Annotated in this window: 15 protein-coding genes; 11 read left to right on the forward strand and 4 right to left on the reverse strand. The window is 63.0% G+C overall.

Features of this window, described 5'->3' with window-relative positions; translation table 11 throughout:
* The first annotated feature begins 63 nt into the window (after positions 1 to 63).
* From X743_RS163575 to X743_RS163545, 7 genes are all read left to right on the forward strand, one after another.
* On the forward strand, positions 64 to 591 hold the full coding sequence (locus X743_RS163575) for a flavin reductase (protein WP_023764190.1): 528 nt from the start codon (positions 64 to 66) through the stop codon (positions 589 to 591).
* Positions 588 to 1517 carry a MoxR family ATPase gene (locus X743_RS163570; RefSeq protein ID WP_023764191.1) on the forward strand — a complete coding sequence of 310 codons (930 nt, stop codon included), beginning with the start codon at positions 588 to 590 and terminating at the stop codon, positions 1515 to 1517. The genes X743_RS163575 and X743_RS163570 overlap by 4 nt, the downstream gene beginning before the upstream one ends.
* A gap of 3 nt (positions 1518 to 1520) precedes the next feature.
* Positions 1521 to 2765 (forward strand): VWA domain-containing protein, encoded by a 1245-nt coding sequence (locus X743_RS163565; protein ID WP_023764192.1) that lies wholly within the window; start codon positions 1521 to 1523, stop codon positions 2763 to 2765.
* Positions 2766 to 2815: 50 nt separating this feature from the next.
* Positions 2816 to 3154, forward strand: a complete 339-nt coding sequence (locus X743_RS163560) for an XdhC family protein (protein ID WP_023764193.1) — start codon at positions 2816 to 2818, stop codon at positions 3152 to 3154.
* 6 nt (positions 3155 to 3160) lie between these two features.
* The gene (locus X743_RS163555) at positions 3161 to 3865 is read left to right on the forward strand and encodes an XdhC family protein (protein WP_023764194.1); all 705 of its coding nucleotides are present in this window, start codon (positions 3161 to 3163) and stop codon (positions 3863 to 3865) included.
* The gene (locus X743_RS163550; protein ID WP_023764195.1) at positions 3862 to 5472 is read left to right on the forward strand and encodes a molybdopterin-binding/glycosyltransferase family 2 protein; all 1611 of its coding nucleotides are present in this window, start codon (positions 3862 to 3864) and stop codon (positions 5470 to 5472) included. The genes X743_RS163555 and X743_RS163550 overlap by 4 nt, the downstream gene beginning before the upstream one ends.
* A gap of 230 nt (positions 5473 to 5702) precedes the next feature.
* Positions 5703 to 6554, forward strand: coding sequence for an alpha/beta fold hydrolase (locus X743_RS163545; protein ID WP_031257464.1), 852 nt, complete (start codon positions 5703 to 5705; stop codon positions 6552 to 6554).
* A gap of 29 nt (positions 6555 to 6583) precedes the next feature.
* Here X743_RS163545 and X743_RS163540 read toward each other — a convergent pair whose 3' ends face one another.
* Entirely contained in the window at positions 6584 to 7636 is a 1053-nt protein-coding gene (locus tag X743_RS163540; RefSeq protein WP_023764197.1) for a DUF1176 domain-containing protein, read from the reverse strand.
* Positions 7637 to 7776: 140 nt separating this feature from the next.
* On the opposite strand from X743_RS163540, the gene X743_RS163535 reads away from it, so the two are divergent.
* Complete coding sequence (locus tag X743_RS163535; protein WP_023764198.1) at positions 7777 to 8283, forward strand: DUF1993 family protein; 507 nt, start codon at positions 7777 to 7779, stop codon at positions 8281 to 8283.
* A 54-nt stretch (positions 8284 to 8337) separates the two neighbouring features.
* On the opposite strand, the gene X743_RS1000000170345 is transcribed toward X743_RS163535, so the two are convergent.
* Entirely contained in the window at positions 8338 to 8502 is a 165-nt protein-coding gene (locus X743_RS1000000170345; protein ID WP_013895844.1) for a hypothetical protein, read from the reverse strand.
* Positions 8503 to 8983: 481 nt separating this feature from the next.
* On the opposite strand from X743_RS1000000170345, the gene X743_RS01000000168655 reads away from it, so the two are divergent.
* The 3 genes from X743_RS01000000168655 to X743_RS163525 all read left to right on the forward strand — a co-directional run bounded on the left by X743_RS01000000168655 (position 8984) and on the right by X743_RS163525 (position 11908).
* On the forward strand, positions 8984 to 9403 hold the full coding sequence (locus X743_RS01000000168655) for a hypothetical protein (protein ID WP_023764199.1): 420 nt from the start codon (positions 8984 to 8986) through the stop codon (positions 9401 to 9403).
* Positions 9404 to 9523: 120 nt separating this feature from the next.
* Positions 9524 to 10591, forward strand: coding sequence for an aldo/keto reductase (locus X743_RS163530; protein WP_023764200.1), 1068 nt, complete (start codon positions 9524 to 9526; stop codon positions 10589 to 10591).
* Positions 10592 to 10639: 48 nt separating this feature from the next.
* Positions 10640 to 11908, forward strand: a complete 1269-nt coding sequence (locus X743_RS163525; RefSeq protein ID WP_023764201.1) for a cysteine desulfurase-like protein — start codon at positions 10640 to 10642, stop codon at positions 11906 to 11908.
* A 15-nt stretch (positions 11909 to 11923) separates the two neighbouring features.
* Here the strand turns inward: X743_RS163525 and X743_RS163520 are convergent, their stop codons facing one another.
* Together X743_RS163520 and X743_RS163515 are read right to left on the reverse strand one after the other, a co-directional pair.
* Positions 11924 to 12952, reverse strand: a complete 1029-nt coding sequence (locus X743_RS163520; RefSeq protein ID WP_023764202.1) for a histone deacetylase family protein — start codon at positions 12950 to 12952, stop codon at positions 11924 to 11926.
* Positions 12949 to 13452 (reverse strand): GNAT family N-acetyltransferase, encoded by a 504-nt coding sequence (locus X743_RS163515; RefSeq protein ID WP_023764203.1) that lies wholly within the window; start codon positions 13450 to 13452, stop codon positions 12949 to 12951. The genes X743_RS163520 and X743_RS163515 overlap by 4 nt, the downstream gene beginning before the upstream one ends.
* Positions 13453 to 13588 lie beyond the last annotated feature (136 nt).

Below are 13588 nucleotides of genomic sequence, written 5' to 3' on the forward strand. Positions count from 1 at the left end.
CGCTTGTGGCATGTCATGTCTAGCCATATATAGCGGTGAGGTTTCTGGCTGTGGAAAATTCTGGTGCTGAAGAAGAATGACATTGGACCTCAGGCCTATCGCGACGCGATGAGCCATTTTGCCGGTCACGTCCATGTGGTTACCACCGACGGGCCAGCCGGCAAACGCGGCGCGACGGTGATCGCGGCCTGCTCGGTATCGGACACGCCGCCGACCATTCTGGTCTGCCTCAACCGTGAAAATCCCAAGAACGAGCCGTTCGTGAAGAACGGCCGGTTTGCCCTGAACACACTGGCTTCGCACCAGGAGCCGCTGTCGGTCGGGTTTTCAGGCATCACCGGCCTGCCGGTCGAGGAGCGTTTCGCGCTCGGCGAATGGGACGTGATTTCCACCGGAGCGCCGACCTTGAAAGGCGCGCTCGCCGTTTTCGACTGTGAGCTGATCGACACCAAGGACCTGGCCACCCATCGTGTGCTTTTTGGCAAGGTGACAGGTCTGCGCATGAGCGATAATTTGCGGCCGCTGATCTACCACGCCCGCGGCTACCATGTTCTGGACAGCGGAGCAGCGGTGTTCACGGAGAAAGAATGAACGAGCTGAAACCGCGAGCCGTGCCGCGGACGATCGACGAAACGCTCGATCTCCTGACTGGCGCGGACTATGTAGCGGACCGGTCGCTGGCGACCGTGCTTTTCCTGTCGCTGCGCATGAACCGGCCATTGTTCCTCGAGGGCGAGGCCGGCGTCGGCAAGACCGAGATCGCCAAGGTGTTGGCGCAGGCGCTTGGCCGCCGGCTGATCCGCCTGCAGTGCTACGAGGGGCTCGATGTCTCCTCGGCGGTCTACGAGTGGAATTACGCCGCTCAGATGATCGAGATCCGCATGGAGGAGGCGGCCGGGAAGGTCGAGCGCTCCGCCATGGAACGCAACGTGTTCTCGGAAAAATACCTGATCCGCCGCCCGGTGCTCGACGCGCTGACCGGCAAGGCGGGTGCGGCCCCGGTCTTCCTGATCGACGAGCTCGACCGCACCGACGAAGCCTTCGAGGCCTTCCTGCTCGAAATCCTCTCCGACTTTCAGGTGACGGTGCCCGAGCTCGGCACCATCAAGGCGGAAGAGCCGCCGATCGTGATCATCACCACCAACCGCACCCGCGAGATCCACGACGCGCTGAAGCGGCGCTGCCTCTATCACTGGGTCGATTATCCCAATGCCGAGCGTGAGCTTGAGATCGTGCACCGCAAGGTGCCGCAGGCTAACCAGCGGCTCTCGGCCGAGGTGGTCTCCTTCATCCAGAAACTGCGCCAGATCGAGCTGTTCAAGGTGCCTGGCGTCGCCGAAACCATCGACTGGGCCGGTGCGCTGACCGAACTCGACAAGGTCGCGCTCGATCCGGAGACGGTATCCGACACGATCGGCGTGCTGTTGAAATACCAGGACGACATTGCCCGCATCGAACAGGGTGAAGGCCGGCGCATCCTCAACGAGGTGAAGGCCGAGCTTTCGGCGGCGGAGTAGGCGATGCTCCGCCCCGAACCGAAAGAGGCGACAGCGGATGGCCGGATCGCCGACAACATCGTCTATTTCGCCCGCACCTTGCGCAAGGCCGGCATGCGTGTCGGGCCAGCCTCGGTCAAGGACGCCATCGAGGCGGTGCTCGTCGCCGGTATCGGTTCGCGCGATGATTTCTACTGGACGCTGCACGCCGTGCTGGTCTCGCGGCACGAGGATCACGCCATCTTCGACGAAGCTTTCCGGCTGTTCTGGAAATCGCGCGAGTTGATCGAGAAGATGCTGGCGATGTTTTCGCCGGTGGCGCCTGACGCCAGGGAGAAGCAGAAGCCGCGCGCGGCCGAGAACCGCGTCAGCCAGGCGATGTTCGAAGGCCACCAGAAGAACCAGCCGCCGCGGGAAATCCCCGAGATCGAGGTCGATGCCCGCTTCACTTTTTCCGGCAACGAGGTTTTGCGGGGCAAGGATTTCGCCCAGATGAACGCCGCCGAGATCGCCGACGCCAGGAAGGCGATCGCCGGGCTGCGTCTGCCCGTCGACATGGTGCGTATCAGGCGCTTCAAGGCCGATGCGTATGGCCGCCGTATCGACCCGCGCGCCATGATGCGTTCGGCCGCGCGCACCGGCGGCGAATTGATCTTGCCGAAATTCCGCTCGGCCCGTGAAGTCCACCCGCCGCTGGTGGTGCTGGCCGACATATCGGGCTCGATGAGCCAGTACACGCGCATCTTCCTGCATTTCCTGCATGCGTTGACCGAAAAGCGCCGGCGCGTGCACACTTTCGTTTTCGGCACGCGGCTGACCAATCTGACCAGGCAGATGCGCCACCGCGATCCCGATGCGGCACTTGCCGACTGTTCGGCGGCGGTCAAGGACTGGTCGGGCGGCACGCGCATCGGCGACGCGCTGGCCGAGTTCAACCTGATTTGGTCGCGGCGCGTGCTGGGGCAGGGCGCGGTGGTGCTTTTGATCACCGACGGGCTGGAGCGCGACGATGTCACCGGGCTTTCGGAGGAGATGGAGCGCCTGCACAAATCCTGCCGGCGGCTGATCTGGCTGAACCCGTTGCTGCGCTTTGACGGTTTTCAGGCGCGCGCCCGCGGCGTCAAGGCGATGCTGCCGCATGTCGACGAATTCCGTTCGGTGCACAATCTCGACGCGCTCGCCGACCTCTGCGCCTCGCTGGACAAGAAATCGGCGCTGTCGGTCGATCCGCGGCGATGGATGGATGCTGGCGAGAGGCATGCCGCATAACCATATGTTTTCCCTGTTCCCTGGAAAAACAGACCCTGTGAGAAGCAACTATGAGTGACAGTCTTTATCTCGATGAAGCCCGCGATCCGCTGATCATCGCCGAAGGTTGGATGAAGGACGGCAAGGATGTCGCTATCGCGACGGTGGTCGAGACCTGGGGTTCGGCGCCGCGCCCGGTCGGCAGCCACCTTGTCATCGATGCGGAAGGTAATTTCCACGGTTCGGTTTCGGGGGGCTGCGTCGAGGGCGCCGTGGTGACCGAGGCGATCGACGTCATCGGCTCCGGCAAGGCCAGGATGCTGGAATTCGGCGTTGCCGACGAGGCCGCCTGGCAGGTCGGCCTGTCCTGTGGCGGCCGCATCAAGGTGTATGTCGAGCGGTTAGGCTGATCTCAGATGGATCCGTATACCCTAAAAACCTTGAATGCCGAGCGCCGCGCCCGCCGTGCGGCGATCCTCGTCACCGATCTCGGTGACGGCCGCGATCGTATCGTGCGAGAGGGCGACCACGTCGCCGGCGATCTCGGAACGGCGATCGCCAAGGCGTTTCGATCGGGCAATTCCGGTTCCGTCGAGGCGGAGGGGCGGACATTCTTTCTCAACGCGCATCTCCCGCAGCCGCGCCTGCTGGTCATTGGCGCCGTCCACATAAGCCAGGCGCTCGCCCCGATGGCACGGATTGCCGGCTATCCCCTGGAGATTATCGATCCGCGCACCGCCTTTGCCACGCCTGACCGCTTTCCCGATGTCGTCTTGCATGCCGAATGGCCCGAGGATGTGCTGACGCGCCAGCCGCTCGACAGCTATACGGCGCTCGCCGCCGTCACCCATGACCCCAAGATCGACGATTTCGCGCTGAAGGCGGCACTCGACGCCAAATGCTTCTATGTCGGGGCGCTTGGCAGCCGCAAGACCCACGCCAAGCGCGTCGAACGCCTGCTGGCGCTGGGCGCGAGCGCCGACCAGATCGCCCGCATCCATGCGCCGATCGGCCTCGATATCGGTGCTGCGAGCCCCGCCGAGATCGCCGTCGCCATTCTGGCGCAGACCATCCTTGCCTTCCGCTCGCGCGGCCTCGATGTAAAAGGTGCGGCAGCGTGAAATTCGGTCCAATTCCGATCGACGCGGCCGAAGGCGCGGTGCTGGCGCATGCCACCACCGCCGGCGAACGGCGGTTTCGCAAGGCGCACAGGCTGACCGCCGAAGACATCTCCATACTCAAGGGAGCCGGGATTTCGCAGGTCGTCGCGGCCGTGCTGGCCCCGGACGATCTGGGCGAGGACGCCGCGGCGCAAAGAATTGCCGAGTGCATGACATTCAGCGGCATCGAGGCAAGGCCCGCCGCCACCGGCCGCGTCAATCTCCATGCCAAGGCGGCCGGCATCTTCACGGTCAATGCCTCGATGATCGATGCCATCAACGCCGTCGATCCCGCCATCACCATTGCCACGCTGGCCCAGCACGCGCCGGTCGAGAAAGGGCAGATGGTCGCGACGGTCAAGATCATCCCCTTCGCCGTCGCCTCCATGCTGGTCGACACGGTGACCAAACTCTGCGCCGACGGCGAGATCTTTGCCGTCAACGTCTACCAGCCGGTGCGCGTCGCCGTCATCCAGACGGTCTTGCCGGGCACCAAGCCTGGCGTGCTCGACAAGACGCTGCGGGTCACCGAAGCGCGGTTGGCGCGCTCGGGTGGCCGGTTGACGGCGGAGCGCCGCACGCCGCATGAGATCGCGCCCGTGGCGGAGGCCGCAGCCGCGCTGGCGCGCGACAACGACATGGTGGTTATCTTCGGCGCCTCCGCGATGAGCGATTTCGCCGATGTCGTGCCGGCGGCGATCGAAAGGGCCGGCGGTACGGTGATCCGCGCGGGCATGCCGGTCGATCCCGGCAATCTGCTAGTGCTCGGCATGCTCCGCGGCAAGCGCGTCATCGGCGCGCCCGGCTGCGCCCGCAGCCCCAAGGAAAACGGCTTCGACTGGGTGCTCGATCGGTTGGTTGCCGGCCTCAACGTCACCGCGCGCGACATCGCAGGCATGGGAGTCGGCGGGCTGCTGATGGAAATCCCGACGCGGCCGCAGCCGCGCGAACCGGTGCCGGCCAAGAACCAGCTCAAGGTCGCGACCGTGCTCCTGGCGGCAGGCCGGTCGAGCCGCATGGGCGGGCCGAACAAGCTGCTGGCGCTGTTCGACGGCAAGCCGCTGGTGCGCCGCACCACCGAGCGCGCGCTCGCCTCGAAGGCTGCAGGCACGATTGTCGTCACCGGCCATCAGCGCGAACGGGTGCGCGCTGCATTGTCGGGTCTCGACGTCACCTTCGCCGACAATCCAGATTTTGCCGATGGCCTGTCCACCTCGCTGAAAGCCGGGATCGCCTATCTGCCGCAAGACATCGCCGGCGTGATGATCGTTTTGGGAGACATGCCGGGTATCGCGTCCGGCGATCTCGACCGGCTGATCGATGCGTTCCGCCGGGCCGGAGGCAATTCCGTGGTCCGCGCCTCGCATCTTGGAAGACGCGGCAACCCGGTGCTTCTGCCGCGCTCGCTATTCCCCGCCATCGCCCATCTCGAAGGCGATACCGGCGCGCGGCACTTGGTCGAGGCCGAAGGGCTCGACGTCATCGACGTCGAGATCGGCGAAGGCGCGTCTGTCGATGTCGATACCCGCGAGGCGCTGGAAGGCGCCGGCGGGGTGCTGCAGGATTGACAAACCCGAACTGAATTAAGCATGGCTTGGGGATGGCTACTCGTACCGTCGCACACCCCTCTGGCCTGCCGGCCATCTCCCCCTCAAGGGGGGAGATTGGCAGCTTCCGCGTCGACACTCTTTCTCCAGCGGTGGTGATTGGCGAAAGCCGTGATGACATCCGATCTCCCCCCTTGAGGGGGAGATGGCCGGCAGGCCAGAGGGGGGCGTGCCGCGCTGTCCTAGCTGCCTTGCTTTTCTTGTTTTCTTCAGCCGCCAACGCCGACACGTTGTCCCTAAAACCCTTCAAGGATGATCTCTTCGCCTATCCGGCCGCGCTTTCCTCCGACACCAACGGTGCCTACACGGTCATCGACTATCGCGAAATGCGCGACATCAACCAGCGCGACGAGGTGCCGGAAAAGCGCGTGCATGCGCAGTACACCGACACCGGCGTGCGCAAGGTGCAGCAGGATCTGCTCCTGAGGACCGATGCCGGCGACGTCAGGCATGTCGCTGTCGGCAAGACTGAGGGTGCCGGCATCATCGTGCTTTACCTGCACGGGCAGGGCGGCAATCGCAAGCAAGGCGTCGACGACTTCACCTTCGGCGGCAATTTCAACCGCCTCAAGAACCTGATGGCCGCCAATGGCGGCCTCTATCTCAGTCCCGATTTTCCCGATTTCGGCGACAAGGGCGCGGCACAGGTGGCGGCGCTGGTCGATCACTACGCCGAACGGTCGCCGGGCGCGAAGATCTTCGTCGCCTGCGGCTCGATGGGCGGTGCGCTGTGCTGGAAGCTCGCCGGACGCAACGATACCGGCCGGCGCATCGACGGGCTGCTGCTGCTTGGCTCGCTGTGGGACGACAGCTTTTTTGCCAGCCCTGCATTCAAGCGCCGCGTGCCGGTCTTCTTCGGCCAGGGCAGCCATGACGTGGTCTTTCCCGTGGCAAGCCAGGAGACCTTCTTCCGTTCCATCATCGCCAAGTCGAAAGCCTATCCGACCCGGTTCGTCCGCTTCGAGACCGGCACGCATGGCACGCCGATCCGCATGGTCGACTGGCGCGAAACGCTCAACTGGATGCTGTCGAAGGCGCACTGATCGACGCGGGCTTAAAGCGGAGCGGCGCTCTACGGCGCGGTGTTGTAGTCGACGACCGTCTGCGGGTTCTCCTCGCCGTCATAGGATGCGTCGACGTCGTACTGGACCAGCGAGAAATTCCCGTTGCGGAACAGATAGGTGCCGGCGTCCGACGCATCGCCGACACCGCGCCACTTGTTGAACGTGGTGATCGTATGGGCATCCGGGTCATAGTCGGAATTGACCGCCCAGCCGCTCGTCTGGAAGCCGACGATGCTCATGCCCAGCAGTTTGCCATCGCTGTCATTGTTCTCGTAGCGGATGTCCATCTTGGGTTCGGCGAACTGCAATTGCTGCACGGCCGACAGTTCGTCGGTCATGTAATAGACCGAGCTTTCATTGTAGGCGGCCGCCGAGCAGGAAAAATGGAACAGCCGCGTCTCCTTGTCGGGATCTCCGGGCTGGGCATCCTTGTCCTTGTACTTGATCGAAAAGACCTCCGGCTCATTGGCCACGAGATCCTTGTCGCACTGGTCGCCATAGGTAGCCAGAAAAGCCTTCTTGGCCTGCTCGAGCGCGGTATCCTTCTTCGGCGGCGGCGGCCCGTCGCCGCAGCTAGGCGGCACCGCCTCCTCGAAATTGGCGGTGGAGGGCTTCAGCGCGCCCTTTTCGATGTGGATCGGGTCGAAAGGCGGCGCGGCCTGGATCTGGGCATTGACCTGGCGCAGTGTGTAGCAGCCGGCGAAAACCGTTTCGCCGCCGGTCTTGTCGGTGGCGCGGATGGCGACTGGGACGTTGTAGAAAATGCTGCCCGCGGCACCTTCGTCCGAGATCGCGCCGGTCTCGACCTCGACCTTGGCGGTGCCGTCATAGCCCTTGACGAAGCCGTCAAAATCCTTTGCCGGCTTTGCATCGCCGAAATAACCCCATGCGCGGGCGAATTCGTGCCGGTTGATGGCGCTGTAGAGCGAATGGATGACCGCCTCGGCGCTCGAACGATCATCGACATAGGGCGCTTCGGCGGCATCATCGGCGGCGAGGGCCGTTTGGCCAGTCGTGGCAAGGGAGAGAAGGGCAGTCGCTGCGAGAAGGGCGCGTCTCATCGGGAATCTCCGCTCGATAACGAAGATTCTACCATGGTGATTGCGGCGGCCTGGTGACGCTGCGTCGCCGGCGCTTGAAGAATCGAGCGCGAAGGCGCTACCTGCCGACCGCCGGCGTTCGGCCGGACGGGAGATTTGACGTGACGATATCGATGTATGAGGCATCCGTGCCCGTGTTTTCAGCCCGGCTGAAAGCACTTTCCAATGTGCTGGCATCAGCCGAACAGAATGCGCTTGACCGCAAGATCGACCCGCAGGTGTTTTTGACGGCGCGACTCGCGCCCGACATGTTCGCGCTGACCCGGCAGGTGCAGATCGCCACCGACCATGCCAAGGGCGCGCCGTCGCGGCTGGCCGGCCGCGAAGTGCCGAAATACGAGGACAATGAGGCAAGTTTTGCCGATCTCGAGGCGCGGATCGCCAAGACGCTCGCGCTTCTGGCAACGTTCTCGGCTGCCGATATCGATGGTTCGGACGACAAGATGATCGAGTTGAAGCTCGGCGGGCGCGAAACCACATTGGGCGGCATGCAGTATCTGCTGCATGTTGCCATGCCCAACTTTTACTTCCACCTCACCACCGCTTACGACATTCTTCGCCACAATGGCGTGCCGCTGGGCAAGTCGACATTCCTCGGATCGCGCTGAGGAATTGGACGTCGAGATGTCCCGGACCGATCCGGGACATCTCGCAATATGTATTTAGCGAATGGACATTTCGCGGGCGATGCGCGGAAAATCGGCGGGCTTGACGCCGATGTCGGCACGGTCGGCATTGCTCATCGAATGAAGCAGCGCGAGAGCCGCGCGATATCTCAGATGTTCCTGCGGGCGCGGCCGGGCGAACATTTCAGTGAAGAAACCCATGACTCAGGCTCCTGGTTGGTCCTCCACATCCGGCAATATAGATGAATCGTGACAATTGTGCAGTGCAGCATTTGCATGCCTGCCATGTCTGAATGATTTGCATAAAATATTTTTGGGCCCGGTGAAACTTTTGGGCGGCAAGACCCGTAGGCTTGAACGCTGGCACATGGCCAGTTTTTCCTCGCCAACTCCTTGCGAATTTCCGGGCTGCATGGAAAGTGCAGTCCGGCTTTTGTTTGAGCAGCTTTGCTCGGGCGGCAATCCTCGCAACGGCTAAATTCCTTAAGATCGGTGGCATGTATTTTTAACGAGCCGGTTCTATGGTCTGTAACCCAGACAGTCGGGCAAGTGGGAGGCTGACATCGCTACCAGCGCCAAGCGCGATTTCGCTTCGCTGCTCGACGACCTCTTCGTTGCGTCCGACAAGGGTGACGGCATCGGGGGTGACGGCATCGGAGGCGACGGCATCGGAGGAGACGGCATGGAGGGCGACGGGGCCAGTGCGCGTCCATCCATTCCGTTTGATTATCTGTCTGTTGCCGATGAACTGCATTCCGGCCGTATCAAGGTATCCGCGGCCGAATATCGTGAGGCGGGTACCGACCTGGCGAGCGAATTCGCTGCCTTGCTCGAACACGCCAAGCTCGCTCTGGCCGGCGAAGAACCAAAGCCTGAGGAGAAATTGCCGCCGATCGATCTTGAATCGATCGCGGTCGAACTGGGACTGGATCAGCCAAAGAGCATCGCCGATTTCGGCCGTATTCGCCGCAGCTTCGCCTTCGCCAACCATCCGGACCGTGTCGCCCCGCATCTGCGCCAGCGCGCCATGATCCGCATGCAGGTGGCCAACATGCTGATCGACGAAGCCAAGCGCCGCGCGGTGGCCGGCGCTCGCCGCTAGACAACCCCAACTCACGCAAAAGTCGGCCTGCCGAGGCTTGGAGAGCGCCGCCGCTTTCCCTATAGATGCTGACCTCATTCCCGCGCTGCCGCGCACGCTTTCCCTCGGAGCAGAAATTCCATGCACAAACGCCGTCTCGGTCGGACCGATCTCCTTGTTACCCAGATTTGCCTGGGTTCGATGACCTGGGGTCAGCAGAACACGGAAGCCGAGGGGCATGCCCAGATGGACCTCGCCTTCTCGCGTGGCGTCAATTTCATCGACACCGCTGAACTCTATCCGATCCCGCCGAAGGCCGAGACGCAAGGGCGGACCGAAAAGATCATCGGCAGCTGGATGAAGGCCAAGGGCAACCGCGACAAGGTGATCCTTGCCTCCAAGGTCGTCGGCCGCACCGCCAACAGCTGGTTTCGCGGCGACAGGCCGTCGCAACTGGTGCGCGCCGATATTCTTGACGCCATCGACAAATCGCTGGCCAAGCTCGGCACCGATTATCTGGACCTTTATCAAATTCATTGGCCGGAAAGGGACATTCCGTGGGGCGCCAACCCGACACGCGTCGGCGCCGTAGCGCGTCGTCCCGATGCGATCGGTGCGCCGGCGGGCGAAACGCCGATAGAAGAGACGCTTGCCGTCTTCGAGGAACTGGTAAAGGCGGGAAAAATTCGCCATTTCGGCCTCTCGAACGAGAGTTCCTGGGGCGTGATGCGGTTCCTTGCCGAGGCCGACAAGGGCGTTGGTCCGCGCGTCGCTTCGATCCAGAACGCCTACAATCTGGTCAACCGCACCTTCGAGGTGAACCTCGCCGAGGTCTGCGAACGCGAAGGGGTTTCGTTGCTCGCCTATTCGCCGCTGGCACAGGGCTACCTCACCGGTAAATACGACCATGGCGCCCGCCCGCAAGGGTCGCGCTCGCAGCTGTTCAATCGTGGCCAGCGCTACGAGACGCCAAATGCCGCGGAGGTGCAACTCGAATACAACGAGTTGGCGCGCTCGTTTGGGCTGGAGCCGGCGCTGTTTGCCAATGCCTATGTGTCGAGCCGTCCGTTCGTCACCTCGAACATCGTCGGGGCAACGACCATTTCACAGTTGGAAACGGCGCTGTCCTCGGTGGATGTCGTCTGGACCGAAGAGATGCAGAAGGCGGTGGATGCGATCCATCAGCGGGTCGGTAATCCCTGTCCTTGATTGGTTCAAGGTGCGGAATTAATCAGGAATAACAAAAGGGTGGAGACAATGGCGGACTTTCCGATCGAGGCGGTGCGAGCGAGATTCCCGGCTCTCTTCCTGACCGACAAGGGCCGTCGCCGCATCTATCTCGACAACCCTGCGGGCACGCAGGTGCCGCAGGCTGTCGCCGACGCGGTGTCGCGCTGCCTGCTCACCACCAACGCCAATCTCGGCGGCTATTTCGAAACGACGATCGCCGCTCAACAAGTCGTCGATGACGCGCATCAGGCAATGGCCGATTTCCTCGGTGCGCCGAGCCGCGAGGAAATCATCATCGGCGCCAACATGACGACGCTGACCTATCACATGTCGCGCACGCTCGGCCGCACCATGAAGCCCGGCGACGAGCTCATCCTCACCCGCATGGACCATGAGGGCAATGTCTCGCCCTGGCTGCAGCTGGCCGAGGATCTTGGCCTCGTGGTGCGCTGGCTGCCCTTCGACGAAAAGAGCTGGCAGGTCGAGGAGGCGACGCTGAATGATCTGCTATCCGACAAGACGCGGCTGGTCGCGCTAAACTATGCCAGCAACCTGACCGGTTCGATCAACCGGGTTAAATCCCTGACTGCCATCGCACAACAGGCCGGCGCGCTGGTCTATGTCGACGCCGTCCAGTTCGCGCCGCACGGCCTGATCGACGTGCAGGAACTCGGCTGCGATTTCCTGATCTGCTCGGCCTACAAATTCTTCGGCCCGCATATGGGCATATTGTGGGGACGGCTGGATATCATCGATGGCCTGAAGGCCTACAAATGCCGCTGCTCGTCCAATGGCCTGCCGGAGCGGTTCGAACTCGGCACGCCGCAGATCGAGCTGATGGCCGGTCTTACGGCGGCGGTCGATTATTTTGCTGACGTTGGAGCTTCGGCGGGCGAGGGCGGTTCGCGCAGGCAGAAGCTCGCGAGGGCGTTCGAAGCCTCCATTGCCTATGAAAACCGGCTGGCGCAGAGGCTGATCGATGGCCTGGCCGACATTTCAGGCCTGACTATCCACGGGATCACCGACCCGAAGCGGCTCGGAGATCGCGTACCGACAGTCTCCTTCACTGTTGACGGCATCGTTCCCGAAACCATCGTCCGGCAGATGAATGCCGAAAACATCTTCCTGTGGTCCGGCCATAACTACGCTTGGGAGATCGTCCACCAACTGGGCATTCCGGCCGAGCAAGGCGTCGTGCGCATCGGCATCGCACACTACAACACATCCGACGAGATCGACGAGACGCTGGAGAGCGTGCATCGGGTCGTCGCCATGCTTAGGCAGCAGCGATCCTAAAGCCGGTTTGAATTGTCACCGCGCCTTGCCGCCGAAACCGGTGAGGAAGGCGGTGAGATTGTCGCCGAGTGCGTCGCAGAGATAGCCGCCTTCCTGGACGATGACGCTCGGCAGGCCGCGCTCGGCGATCGCCTCGCCAATGCGCGAGAAGCCGGGCGTGGTCACCGAGAGACCGCCGAACGGATCGCCCTCGAACGCATCGAGGCCGAGCGCCACCACCAGCGCATCGGGCGAAAAGGCACGGATGCGCTGGAATGCGACCTCGAGCGCTTCGAGGAACGCCGCGTCGGCGGATTTGCGTGGCAGCGGCAGGTTGAAATTATAGCCGAGGCCCGGCCCTTCGCCACGCTCGTCGGCATGACCCCAGAAGAACGGATAGAAACGCACCGGGTCGGCGTGCAGCGACACGGTGAGCACATCGGGCCGTGCATAGAAGATGCCTTGCGTGCCGTTGCCATGATGCAGGTCGACATCGAGGATCGCCACGCGGGCCGCGTTTCTGCGCAGAACCTGAGCCGCAACGGCCGAATTGTTGATGAAGCAGAAGCCGCCGGCGACATCGGCAAAAGCGTGGTGGCCGGGCGGGCGGCACAGCGCATAGGCGGCCGGTGCGCCAGCCATCACCGTTTCGGCGGCTTCGACCGCGCTCCAGGCGCTCCACAGCGCGCTCTGCCAGGTCTCGCCGGAGATCGGGCAAGCCGTATCGGCCATGTGATAGCCGGCCTGGCCGACCGCCGAGGCCGGGTAGGAACCATTGCGGGCGATCGGATGGATGTTGGGGATCACCTCGGCGGATGCGCCATCGATGCGTTGCCAGCGTTCAAAGATATGCTCGAGAAAGTCGAGATATTCGGGTGTGTGCACCGCCGAAACAGGGCCGAGCCCGTGATCGCGTGGCCGTTCGATCGTGCAGCCCGCAGATTTTGCGCCGGCTAACAATCTCTCGACGCGTTCGGGCTTTTCCGGATTGGGCTGTGCGGCACCGCTGGAAAGAAAGGCCTTGGGGTCGTGGCGCTTCTGCTCCTGCGCATAAAAGGCTTTCATTCCTGCTCCCCATTTTCCGGCGCATCGGCGAAGGCGAAAAAGGCTTCACCGATGATCTTCTGCGTCTGTTCGTAGCTGGACCAGGCAATGCCCAGTCTTTCGTAGAAGGCCTTGGCGCCTTCATTGTCGGTGTCGACGGACAGTCTGAGATAGACCCCACCTTCTTTCCGGCATTCAGCCGCGACGCGCCGCAACAACCGCTCGCCGACCTTGCGGCCGCGAAACCGGTCCTCGACGTAGAGATCCTGCACATAGACGCCAGGCCGCCCCATCCAGGTCGAGAAGATCGGGAAATGCAGACAGAGGCCGGCGAATTCGCCGCCGACTTCGGCGATCAGGGTCGAGAAGGCGGGTTTTGCGCCGAAGCCCCAGGTTCTGAGATCGTCCGCCGTCGAGACGATTTCCTCGGGCGCGCCGACGTGGGTGCCGAGTTTCAGGATTGCCGCGTGTATGGTTTCGACGTCTTCGATGCGGCCGGGGCGGAGGAGGATTTTGGGCAAAACGGCAGTCACTGGAGGTACGGTGCCAAGGCGCCCCCCTCTGTCCTGCCGGACATCTCCCCCTCAAGTGGGGAGATTGGCCATCTTGATCTCGCCCACCATTCTAAACCGTTGGAAATTGGCGAAAGCCGAAATG

Origin of the sequence: Mesorhizobium sp. LNHC232B00 (assembly GCF_000502435.1) — a bacterium.
Lineage (GTDB): Bacteria > Pseudomonadota > Alphaproteobacteria > Rhizobiales > Rhizobiaceae > Mesorhizobium > Mesorhizobium opportunistum.

Coding starts and splice junctions, on each gene's coding strand:
- X743_RS163530 (WP_023764200.1), top strand. CDS start 9,524: ATGCACAAACGCCGTCTCGGTCGGACCGATCTCCTTGTTACCCAGATT.
- X743_RS163570 (WP_023764191.1), top strand. CDS start 588: ATGAACGAGCTGAAACCGCGAGCCGTGCCGCGGACGATCGACGAAACG.
- X743_RS163565 (WP_023764192.1), top strand. CDS start 1,521: ATGCTCCGCCCCGAACCGAAAGAGGCGACAGCGGATGGCCGGATCGCC.
- X743_RS163525 (WP_023764201.1), top strand. CDS start 10,640: ATGGCGGACTTTCCGATCGAGGCGGTGCGAGCGAGATTCCCGGCTCTC.
- X743_RS1000000170345 (WP_013895844.1), bottom strand. CDS start 8,502: ATGGGTTTCTTCACTGAAATGTTCGCCCGGCCGCGCCCGCAGGAACAT.
- X743_RS163540 (WP_023764197.1), bottom strand. CDS start 7,636: ATGAGACGCGCCCTTCTCGCAGCGACTGCCCTTCTCTCCCTTGCCACG.
- X743_RS163555 (WP_023764194.1), top strand. CDS start 3,161: ATGGATCCGTATACCCTAAAAACCTTGAATGCCGAGCGCCGCGCCCGC.
- X743_RS01000000168655 (WP_023764199.1), top strand. CDS start 8,984: ATGGAGGGCGACGGGGCCAGTGCGCGTCCATCCATTCCGTTTGATTAT.
- X743_RS163560 (WP_023764193.1), top strand. CDS start 2,816: ATGAGTGACAGTCTTTATCTCGATGAAGCCCGCGATCCGCTGATCATC.
- X743_RS163520 (WP_023764202.1), bottom strand. CDS start 12,952: ATGAAAGCCTTTTATGCGCAGGAGCAGAAGCGCCACGACCCCAAGGCC.